A 10,366-nucleotide genomic window follows, 5' to 3' on the forward strand; every position below is an offset into this window, starting at 1 on the left:
GGACGTGCTTACCGGTGTAGTTCGCAGCGTGCTGGTAGATGGGGGTGTCGATTGTTGCCGGCAGTACGAGGCAGATGTGAATGTCTTTGGCTTTTCGTAACTCCTGGCGCAGTACTTCCGTGAAACCGAGCAGCCCGAATTTGCTGGTCACATAGGGGGAGACGTAGGGGGAGGTGATTTTGGAATACACCGATCCGATGATGATCAAGGTTCCCCGGCCCTGGCTTCGGAAGTACGGCAGTACAGCGCGGGCAGTGTGGATCGGGCCGAGAAGGTTCGTCTCGATGATTCGGCGGAACACGTCGGGCGGTGTGGTTTCGAAGGTTCCGTAACTGTAAACGGAGGCATTACCGACGCACACGTCGATCCGCCCGAAGGCTTCAACTGCCGAGCGCATGAGGGCTTCTACCTGGGACTCCTCGCTGATATCGGTGGGCACGGTGATTGTCTGCGCCCCGTGCGCGGCGCATTCGGCGGCGACCTTTTGCAGAGTTTCGGTACTGCGGGCCGCGAGAACGAGCCGGGCACCGGTTTTGGCGAACGCATGCGCGGTGGCCCGGCCAATGCCACTGGAAGCGCCGGTGATCACGACCACGGCACCGGCGGCACCATCGGCGCTGTCTATGCCGACGGTGCCGTGCGGCGCTGGTGCAGGGTCGTGGTGGTCAGCGGACACGGTCGGAAACCTGCAGGACGGTTTCGGTGGCGATGCCCAGCACGATGTGGGAGACCAGGCCCCTCACGTGTGCCTGCCACGGGTAGTGGGTCGGTCCGGCGGCGATGCCAAGGGCCGGGGCGACGGTTTCATCCATCAGCGCAAACAAACCAAATCCGTACAGGGCACCATAGCCGGCGCGCAGTGCCGGGACTTCATGGCGTGCTGCACCGTAGAGGGCTCCGGGCAGGACCCCCAGCGCGTAGTGCATTGTTATTCCGGCCGGGTTCGGTTCACTGGTGGGCAGGTCGATTCCTGTCTTGTCGGCTGCTTTTTCGATGGCGGCATGGGCGACGTCCTTGCCGCCGGCCCGGGCCTGGTGTTCGCGTTCTAGCGCGGCGGGATCTTCGTGGTTGTACAGAAACCCTCCGACGCGATCCATCGCCCACACACCGGCCGCACCGGCTGCTGCCCCCAGAATCATGTCCAAAGCGATGCTGCGCTCCGGCGTGACATGATGCGCAGGCGCAGGGGCAGGGGCTCCGGCAGGACTGGGCAGGACGGGAGACGGTTCCGTGGGGTCCTGACGGGCGGGCTCCGGTGGATTGGTGCGTCCGTCGGGGAGGTTCTCGGTGGTTGTGGGATGCGTCATCTGGAGTGTGTCCTTTCACCGGTTCAAGGGAGAAATCCCCGGCACCGGAAAAATCGGGTGCCGGGGGAGGGGGTCGGTCAGGGTTTGAGGACGACCTTGATGCAGTTGTCCTGCTTTTTCTGGAACACCTCATACGCTTCGGGCGCTTCATCGAGGGAGACTTCGTGGGTCATCAAATCGGTAACACCGAGCGGATCGGAAGGGTTCTCGACCAAGGGTAGGAGGTCATCGATCCACCGTTTGATGTTGCACTGGCCCATGCGCAGCTGGATCTGCTTATCGAACAGGGTCAGCATCGGCATCGGGTCCGCCATGCCCCCGTAAACACCGCTGACCGAAACAGTACCGCCGCGGCGGACAGCGTCAATGGCCGCGTGTAGAACATTCAACCGGTCCACCCCAACCTTCTCGATGGCTTTCTGCGCGAGCGGGTCCGGCAGCAGGCCGGCTGCCTGTTGGGCGAAAGCCCCTACCGGGGAGCCGTGGGCTTCCATGCCCACCGCATCCAGGACGGAGTTCGGGCCCCTGCCCTCGGTCATTTCACGCAGCTCATCGCCAATGGTGTCGCTGTAATCCAGGGTTTCCACGCCGTGCCGTTCGGCCATGGCACGCCGCTCGGGCACAGGTTCAATGCCGATGACCCGGTAACCCAGATGCACGCCGGCGCGGGCGGCGAACTGTCCTACCGGGCCCAACCCGAAGACCGCCAGGGTTCCGCCGTCGGGCACGCCCGCGTACTGCACGCCCTGCCAGGCAGTGGGCACGATGTCGGAAAGATAGAGGTAACGCACATCGGGCAGGTCGTGGCCCACTTTGATGGGGCCGTAATCGGCGAAGGGAACCCGCAGGTATTCCGCCTGCCCGCCCGGAACCGAACCATACAGCTCGGAGTATCCGAAGATGCGCGCACCGAGCGCTTTTTCCCGGACCTGCGTGGTTTCACACTGCGACTGCAGGTTCAGAGAACACATCAGACACTTCCCGCAGGCAATGTTGAAGGGGATGACCACCCGATCGCCGGCCGCCAGGTTCGTGACGGCACTGCCGACTTCCTGAACGATCCCCATGGGTTCATGACCCAGGACGTCGCCCTTGCTCATGTAAGGGCCCAGTACCTCATAGAGGTGCAGATCCGAGCCGCAGATCGCCGTGGAGGTGATTTTGATGATCGTGTCGGTGGGTTCCTGGATGATGGGATCCGGTACCTCTTCAACGCTGACCGATCGCTTTCCCTGCCAGGTAAGTGCCCTCATGATCCCAAACTCCTCTTTGGCGGTAAGTATGCTTATCAATCCCAGTATGTTCACGTTTACTGCCGGAAAGAAAGGAACCGCTTGTGTTGGGTCCATTCCCGCACTGCAGAGGTCGGCAATCATCGGTCGGCAATTAATGTCCAGGAAAGAGGGGTTGATCGGGTTGAACAACCACCGCACCACCCGGGAAGGAGGCCCTGTGCCAGGACTTCACACTGCAGGCCTTGATATGGTTTTGGGTGCTGCAGCGGGTGCTGTCGGTGTCTGGGCCATGGACCAGGTGGGGTGGTTCATGCTGCGAAGCGAAAACACACCCACTCTTACCCGGGACCTGAGGGCCCGCGACGGGGACGCGGACGGGAATGTCGGAACCGCGGCCCAGATCCGCGGCGTGCAGGCGGGCACACGTGCCACTGCCGGCGCGTTAAGAAAGGCCACGCAGGTCAGCGGGGTGAGCCCGACCGACCAGCAGCCAGGACCGGGCGCGACCGTGTTTCACTATGCTCTGGGCATGCTGCCCGGGGCCCTTTACGGTGCAGTGCGTCGGATACGACCGTCGGTGTGCACCGGATCCGGGGCCCTGTACGGTGTGGCGTTGTTTGTGGTCATGGACGAAACCGCCGCGCCGCTGACCGGGATTGCCTCCGCACCGGGCCGGTATCCCTGGCAGGCACACGCACGCGGCCTGGCCGCCCATGTCGTGCTCGGCGTGACGACCGAAATCCTCCTGCGCGCAACAATACGCTTCCGATGAACACCGCTTTCGACGAACACTGCTTCCAACGAACACCGGCCGGTGCAGAGCTGTTAGTGCGGGCTTCCCCCCGGAGGGCGGCTTACCCGGTAATACCGCCGGAAGCTCCACGGAACATCAATCAATGATGGCCCCAGTGGCTTCTGCGGTGGTTGCGGATACTGCCAGGCAAGACAATAATCGACAGCATGCTTACTAAAGAGAAGTCTTCCATGATGGGATCGATCGTCCGGGGTATGGCGGCAGGTGTTGCCGGAACCGTGGTGATGACGGCCTTCCAGAAATTCGTTGAAATGCCTTTGACCGGACGTGAAAGCAGCTACGCACCCGCGGACTTCGCGGAGCGGATCCTGCCCATCCATCCCACGACGCAGCAGGGGCGCGAACAGCTGAACTGGGTCACCCACTTCGCACTGGGAACAATGTGGGGCTCGGCCTACGGGGTCACAGCTCACACCGGCCTGCATGGGGCCAAAGCAATCGCCGTCGTTTTCCCCGTCGTTTACACCGGTGATGTCCTGCTCAACACGGCCCTTGGGCTGTACAAGCCCGGAACCTGGACCGCGGAGGACTGGACCGTGGATTTGGTCAACAAATTCGTCCAGGCCGCAGCGACCGGCGTGCTCTACGACCACGTTTTCAAACCAACCCAAGCATCCTAGATAATATCCTGGCAGAAACCCCCAGCCCGGACATCGGCCAGCGAAGCACGCGATCCTAGAATCTCCCGGATGGCTGGATTTACAGAGTAAGCGACAGTAAAGCCAAGACGACTGCGGGTGCGTGGCCATGAAGTGGGGCGCCCAAGAGTGCTAGTCTCAGGCGCCCACAAACGCTACCGATTTCGTGTAGCGCGGGGATAAAGACTGTCGGTGGGGGTGGATCCGGGGTGGATTACAAGTGCTGGTTTGTAGCTGTCAGCTGATGAAGGCCGCGAATTCCTGCTCGAGGACCTGTTTGGGTTTCGCTCCGATCGAGGTCGCCGCAATTTCGCCGTTGTTGAAGACGTAGACGGCGGGGATGGAAGTGATGCCGTATTTGGCCGCGATCGCGGGGTTATCGTCCACATTGACCTTCACGACATCAACTTTTCCTGCGTGCTCAGTGGCAATGTCGTCCAGGATGGGAGACAGCATGCGGCATGGTCCGCACCATTCTGCCCAGAAATCTACGATGACCGGTTTCGTGGCCTGAAGTACGTCCGCGTCGAACGACGCATCGGTGACGTTTTTGGTGCTCATCTTTGTCTCTCCCTCGTTGGGTTCTCGTTGGGTTTGCGGTTGCCTGGGGTTAGCCTTGGCGTGCCTTGATGCGGGGGTTTTTCTTGTTGATGATGAAGGTCCGTCCGTGGCGTCGGACTACCTGGGAGCCCGGGATTTTTTTAGTGCGCTCAATGAGTTTCGTACTTTCACGTGGTGCTCCTTTGACGGTTTCCTGTGGTGTTCAGTGGATTCATCTGGGGTCATGAGGGTCATGTCACAAAGCGGTCTCCTGCCGCGGGCACAGGAGTGGGCCTCCTGGAAGCGGTGCGGGGAGCGAAGGCCGCCAAGCGGTGGTTTTTAATCTTCGCACTCCGTGCAGTACCTGTCGCCGCTGGTTTCCCGCGCCAGCTGGCTGCGGTGGTGAACCAGGAAACAGGACATGCAGGTGAACTCGTCGTCCTGCTCGGGAATGACCTGGATGAGCAGCTCTTCGTGCGACAGATCAGCACCGGGCAAATCAAAACCTTCAGCCGTGTCGCTATCCTCGAGGTCGATGACCGCTGTCTGAGTGGTTGCGCTGCGCTGAGCCTGAATCGCTTGGAGCGACTCATTGACGGGCTGATCTTCTTCCCTGACGCGTGGTTCGTCGTAGTCAGTTGCCATGAAGCGGTTTTCTCCTTTGGATGAGCTTCACCATCGCAGGTGTGCAGGCAACAACCCGGCAGATGCTGCGCCTATTCCCGCACTGGTCAGGGCCCCGTCCAGCCCGGCCCGTTCATTCACGCACCCATCGTTACGAGCAAGGAGGAAAGGCCTCACGCGGCGTCGCTGGTGGACCGTCGCGGCTAGCCCTTCCGTCTCGGGGTTGAGCGGGCGCTTCCCCCAGTGCACCTGTTGCGGCAGATCCGGGTGAGGTGAGGTCGCTCTTCTCAGGGGAGTGGTTCCAGGCAGTACGGGGGAAGCGTTTTGCCGCGGCGGTGGGATCGGGAGCCGGGCGTGCAGGAGCTTATGAGGAAGCGTGTGGGTTGTGTCAGTCTTGGCGGGACTGTTCGTGCTGGTGTCCGGGTTGTGTCGGGGCCGGGCTGCGGCGCGGGGTTACGGCGTGAATGACTGCGCCGAGGATGAGGATCGCGCCTGGCAGGATGGTCCAGGACAGTGGTTCTGCGAGGATCAGCCATCCCAAGGCTACGGCGATCAGGGGATTGACGTAGGCGAAGGTTGCCGCTTGATGGACCGGTACGTGACGCAGCAGCCAGGCGTAGGCGGTGAAGGCGAGCACGGATCCTGGAACGATCAGGTAGACAAGGCTCCACACTGAGGCGGCGCTTGCCTGTACCGGTCCTTCCAGTTCCCCCAACACTGCTGATATGCCCGTCAGGACTACCCCGCCAAGAAGCATTTGGTAGGCACTGGTAGTCAGTATCCCGGGAGGCAGCCTCAGCCGACTGGAGAGAAAGGAACCCGCGGAGTAGGACAGCGGGGCGATGAGCATTAGGAGAACTCCGAGCCAGATTCCTTCGGATGACCCCGTCCAGGGAGCCACTAGACGCGGCAACACGAGCAGCCCGACCCCGATGAATCCGGTAAACATTGCGTACCAGGCGCTCCTACTCAAGCGGTTACCAGCCAAGAAACCCCAGAGCAGGACCCAGATTGGTACGGACGCGGCGATCAGAGCTGCCAGGTTCGACGGGATGTGCTGTTCCGCCACGGTAGTCATTCCCGGCCCGCCCACGATCAACAGCAACGACGTCAGCACCAGGGGCCTGGCCTGGGCCCGGGTGAAGCGAAGTGATTGTGGGCCGTTCTTGATGAGGAGCCAAGCGGCCAGAATAGTTCCCGCGGCAAGGAAACGCAGGCCGGCTCCGAGGAACGGCGGAATAGTCTCGACCATGATTTTGATCGCCAGGTAGGTCGACCCCCACACAAGATAGACAGTGCCAAAAGCCAACAAGACCAGCCAACGGGGCGGAACCGCTACCCGATGAGCACCCTCAACGGGCACATTGTTCTCCATAGCAACCAACGATAACCGGGAAATCGAACCCAAAAAACCATTCTCCGTGGCGGGTCTACGGACCACAAGAGTTTCGGTACGTTCGACGGAAGGGTGAGCTGCTGCGGGGATTTCGGACAGCGGAATTAGTGGATTCTTCTACGCTGCCAGGGCTGGCTGTTGATAACCATAATGGACTTCGTTAGGCCGTCGGTAACCGAGCGCGGAGTGCCGGCGCCGGCTGTTGTAAAACCCCTCGATGTAGGGAATGACGTCGCTCCGGGCTTGTGATTTAGTCGCGTAAACAGTCCGATACACACGCTCGTTCTTCAGGGCTGAGAAGAACGATTCGGCCATGCTGTTGTCCCAACACACCCCTGTGCGTCCCATCGAGGAGCGCATGCCCAGGCCGGCCACCAGTGCCGTGAAATCCGTCGAGGTGTAGACGCTGCCCCGGTCGGAGTGCCAGATAGCGTCAGGTTCGATCAAGGTTGTTCCGGCGGCGTTCGTGAGCGCATCGGCGACGAGTTCGGTGCGCATGTGATCGGCGATGGACCAGCCAACGACTTTCTTCGAGTAACAGTCGATGACGGTGGCGAGGTAGATGAACCCTTGCCAGGTGTGGATCTAGGTGATGTCTCCGACGAACTTCGCCCCGGGGCGGTCGGCGGTGAAGTCCCTTTTGACGAGGTCGGGCATGCCCGCGGCCGCCTCAGCATCAGCTTCCGTGGTGATGCGGAACGGGCGTGGCTGACAGGCCACCAGGCCCTGGTTGCGCATGATCTGCCGCACCAACTCGGGAGAGCACTCGGTCTGTTCCGCGGCGAGATCGGCATGGATGCGCCGGTACCCGTAGGTGCCCTCGGATTCCTCGAAGTAGTGCTGAATCCGAGCTGTCAGGGTCTGGCGGCGGGCCGCCGTGGCCGATTGCGGACGGGTGGCCCAGTGATAGAAACCGGACGTCGAGACGGCCAACCAGCGGCACATTCTCACCACCGAGTTCGGATTGACGGGCTCGGCTTTTTGGGAATCGATGAATTCGTACTTGCTCACTACCGCTGCTCCCGCGTGAAGTAAGCGCTGGCTTTTTTCAAGAAGGCAGTCTCCGCCCGCAGCTCTTGAACTTCACGCTCAAGTTCCTTCAGCCGGGCCCGTTCCGACACGGTCAGATCAGCCTCCGTGCCGCCGTTGGCCTCGCGGTATTTGATCAGCCAGTTACGGAGCGTCTCGCGGCCGACACCGTAGGCGGCGGCAACGTCCTTGATCGGCTTGGACGTGTTAATCACCTCGCGGCATAACTCGTCCTTGAACTCCTGGGTAAATCGTCTGCGTGATGCGGTCATGCTGATCTCTACTTTCGGTAGACCCTCAATTTAAGAGGGCCCACTGTCCGAGATCTCCGCCGCAGCTCAGGTGACCCAGACGGCGTTGGAGGCTGTGGGGCCTAGGTCTATGTTTTTTTGTTGGCCGGAGAGGGTGATGGTGGTGGTGTCGGTGTAGGGGCGTTGCTTTTGGATGGTGAGCTTTGCATCGGGGGTGAGGCCGATGTCGGAGAAGTATCTGAGCATTGCGGGGTCGGCGTCGGAGATCCGGACGACAGTTACTTCCCCTTCCGGTTCCGCGTGGCAGAGTTGGATTGCGCCTGGCCGGTGTGGTTGACCGTCGGCAGAAGGTATCGGGTCTCCGTGGGGGTCGCGGGTGGGGCGCCCTAATCGTTGGTCGATGCGTTCGATCATGGTGTCCGAGACGGCGTGCTCGAGGACTTCGGCTTCATCATGGACTTCGTCCCAGCCGTAGCCTAGGACCTGGACCAGGAACGTTTCTAGGAGCCGGTGCCTGCGCACCATGTCCACGGCATGCGCGGACCCGGCAGGGGTGAGTTCGATCGTCCCGTACGGGGCGTGGATCAGAAGGCCCTGGTCCTTGAGTTTTTTGATGCTGTCCGACGCGGTGGAGGGCCGCACTCTCATGCGTTCAGCCAGAACGGTGACCGTAATCGGGGTTTCCGACCATTCCGTCGCAGTCCAAATGAGTTTTAAGTAGTCCTGGGCGGAATTGGTCAGGTCGGATACCGGCATGCAATCAAGCTTAACGGAGGACAACGGGTGAGGTGGGCTGCTACAAGAACACTAGTGCGCCCTACTCAGCTTCAATGTTAGTCTTGCCGAACTTGGGTGTTCGATAGATTGGATTAATAATGCAGCGACCTCTGCACACCGCATCGGTGATGCCTACCCGGCGCGGGGTGCTTTTCGGTGCGGCCGCGGCGGCCGCAGTGCCGTTGTCGATGCTGGGCCGGGATCAGGCGGTCGCGCAGCCAGGGGTGATGGACCACGCCGCGATGACGCCGGGTTCGGCGTCCAATCATGCAGGGCATGCAGGCTTCCCGTCGGGATCGGTTCCCCCCGAGCGGGCAGGAATCGATCCAACGGCGATTCTGCGTGACTTTGACAAAGGCAAGGTCAGCACCTTGCCTGATGGCAGGACCTTGCGTGAGTGGGAGATCACGGCTTATGACCGGGACATAGAAATAGCGCCGGGAGTGACGTTCCCCGGCTGGACGTATAACGGCAGGATTCCGGGTCCCAGCTTGTGGGCGCAGGAGGGTGATGCGCTGCGCATTGGGGGTGTCAAATAGTCTGTGTAAGCGGTCTTCTTGAGACGAAGGAGTTTCATTGTGAGCATGACCGAGACCGATGGAAAGAACATAGGGATCGCGCCGGACTCGGTGCCTGCTGCGCGGGCACTGCGTAAGGAGTTGTTTTCCGATGAAGTGATCGATCGGCTGATGTCGCGGGTCGATGAGGACGGTGTGTCTCTGACGGGCGTCGGTGGATTCCTGCCGGAGTTGGTCAAGGCGGTCCTTGAGCGCGGGATGGACGCTGAGCTGACCTCTCACCTCGGATATGAGCGCGGTGACCGGGGCGGCCGCGGAAGCGGGAACTCGCGTAATGGCTCGACGCCGAAGACGATCGGTACCGAGGTCGGTGACATCGGTTTGGACCAGCCGCGGGACCGTAACTCGACTTTCGCCTCAGCGCTGGTACCCAAGGGCATCCGTCGCCTGGGTGGCCTGGAAGAGATGATCATCAGCCTTTACGCGGGCGGAATGACGATTCGCGACATTCAGCATCACCTCGCGGCGACGCTCGGTACAGAGTTGTCCCATGAGACGATCTCCAACGTCACCGAGGCCGTTGCGGAGGAAGTCACTGCGTGGCAGAGCCGTCCGCTCGAGGCATTCTACCCAGTGGTATACCTTGACGCGCTGGTGGTGAAGATCCGCGACGGCGCTCACGTGGCGAACCGAGCCGCGCACATCGCGGTGGGCGTGGACTTGGATGGAATAAAACACGTCCTGGGGATTTGGATTCAAGCATCCGAAGGTGCGAAATTCTGGGCGTCAGTGTGTTCCCAACTGGCTAACCGCGGCGTTCAGGACGTGCTCATTGTCTGCTGCGACGGGCTCACCGGCTTCCCCGAGGCTGTCGAGGCCACCTGGTCCCAAGCCACCGTTCAAACGTGCGTAGTCCACCTGATCCGAGCCTCGATGCGGTTCGTATCCTACGGCGACCGCAAGGCCGTCGCGGCGCTGCTGCGTCCCATTTACACCGCAGCCGACGAAGACGCTGCCCTTACGGCGTTGGGAACCTTCGCCGACTCCAAGCTGGGCAGGAAATACCCGGCCGCGATCAACACCTGGGAGAACGCTTGGGAACGGTTCATCCCGTTCCTGGCGTTCGGACCCGCCCTGCGCAAAGTCATCTATACCACCAACAGCATCGAGTCGCTGAACTACCAGCTGCGCAAAATCATCAAAAACCGGGGTCATTTCCCCAACGACGCGGCAGCGA

The 10,366-nt window shown here is 61.3% G+C and carries 11 protein-coding genes and 2 pseudogenes; 4 read left to right on the forward strand and 9 right to left on the reverse strand.

Annotated elements, in window-relative coordinates:
- The 3 genes from Y703_RS20140 to Y703_RS0114430 form a co-directional block, all read right to left on the reverse strand.
- Positions 1 to 676, reverse strand: a 676-nt coding sequence (locus Y703_RS20140; protein ID WP_216698906.1) for an SDR family NAD(P)-dependent oxidoreductase, incomplete at its 3' end; no start/stop codon positions are given.
- Positions 666 to 1,307, reverse strand: coding sequence for a DUF1440 domain-containing protein (locus Y703_RS0114425; protein WP_216698907.1), 642 nt, complete (start codon positions 1,305 to 1,307; stop codon positions 666 to 668). The genes Y703_RS0114425 and Y703_RS20140, both read right to left, overlap by 11 nt.
- Positions 1,308 to 1,384: 77 nt before the next feature.
- Entirely contained in the window at positions 1,385 to 2,560 is a 1,176-nt protein-coding gene (locus Y703_RS0114430) for a zinc-dependent alcohol dehydrogenase (RefSeq protein WP_026553267.1), read from the reverse strand.
- A gap of 199 nt (positions 2,561 to 2,759) precedes the next feature.
- On the opposite strand from Y703_RS0114430, the gene Y703_RS20145 reads away from it, so the two are divergent.
- Both Y703_RS20145 and Y703_RS0114440 read left to right on the forward strand, forming a co-directional pair.
- The gene (locus tag Y703_RS20145) at positions 2,760 to 3,314 is read left to right on the forward strand and encodes a DUF1440 domain-containing protein (RefSeq protein WP_162148898.1); all 555 of its coding nucleotides are present in this window, start codon (positions 2,760 to 2,762) and stop codon (positions 3,312 to 3,314) included.
- Between the two features lie 188 nt (positions 3,315 to 3,502).
- Positions 3,503 to 3,976, forward strand: a complete 474-nt coding sequence (locus tag Y703_RS0114440; RefSeq protein ID WP_026553268.1) for a hypothetical protein — start codon at positions 3,503 to 3,505, stop codon at positions 3,974 to 3,976.
- 255 nt (positions 3,977 to 4,231) lie between these two features.
- On the opposite strand, the gene trxA is transcribed toward Y703_RS0114440, so the two are convergent.
- From trxA to Y703_RS0114470, 6 genes and pseudogenes are all read right to left on the reverse strand, one after another.
- The gene (trxA, locus tag Y703_RS0114445) at positions 4,232 to 4,555 is read right to left on the reverse strand and encodes a thioredoxin (RefSeq protein WP_026553269.1); all 324 of its coding nucleotides are present in this window, start codon (positions 4,553 to 4,555) and stop codon (positions 4,232 to 4,234) included.
- Positions 4,556 to 4,604: 49 nt separating this feature from the next.
- Positions 4,605 to 4,726 (reverse strand): annotated as a pseudogene (ykgO, locus tag Y703_RS21715) (type B 50S ribosomal protein L36).
- A 147-nt stretch (positions 4,727 to 4,873) separates the two neighbouring features.
- Positions 4,874 to 5,179, reverse strand: coding sequence for a DUF4193 domain-containing protein (locus Y703_RS0114450; RefSeq protein WP_026553270.1), 306 nt, complete (start codon positions 5,177 to 5,179; stop codon positions 4,874 to 4,876).
- 367 nt (positions 5,180 to 5,546) lie between these two features.
- Positions 5,547 to 6,533, reverse strand: a complete 987-nt coding sequence (locus Y703_RS20150; RefSeq protein WP_081743561.1) for an EamA family transporter — start codon at positions 6,531 to 6,533, stop codon at positions 5,547 to 5,549.
- Positions 6,534 to 6,671: 138 nt separating this feature from the next.
- A pseudogene (locus tag Y703_RS20155) lies at positions 6,672 to 7,855 on the reverse strand (IS3 family transposase).
- A gap of 66 nt (positions 7,856 to 7,921) precedes the next feature.
- Complete coding sequence (locus Y703_RS0114470; RefSeq protein ID WP_026553272.1) at positions 7,922 to 8,590, reverse strand: metal-dependent transcriptional regulator; 669 nt, start codon at positions 8,588 to 8,590, stop codon at positions 7,922 to 7,924.
- A gap of 119 nt (positions 8,591 to 8,709) precedes the next feature.
- Here Y703_RS0114470 and Y703_RS23210 point away from each other — a divergent pair, with 119 nt between their 5' ends.
- Together Y703_RS23210 and Y703_RS0114480 are read left to right on the forward strand one after the other, a co-directional pair.
- On the forward strand, positions 8,710 to 9,150 hold the full coding sequence (locus Y703_RS23210; protein WP_026553273.1) for a cupredoxin domain-containing protein: 441 nt from the start codon (positions 8,710 to 8,712) through the stop codon (positions 9,148 to 9,150).
- A 150-nt stretch (positions 9,151 to 9,300) separates the two neighbouring features.
- Positions 9,301 to 10,366 (forward strand): IS256 family transposase (locus Y703_RS0114480; RefSeq protein WP_253908074.1); only part of this gene is annotated, 1,066 nt, incomplete at its 3' end.

The organism is Arthrobacter sp. H20, assembly GCF_000520515.1.
Taxonomy (GTDB): Bacteria; Actinomycetota; Actinomycetes; order Actinomycetales; family Micrococcaceae; genus Arthrobacter_D.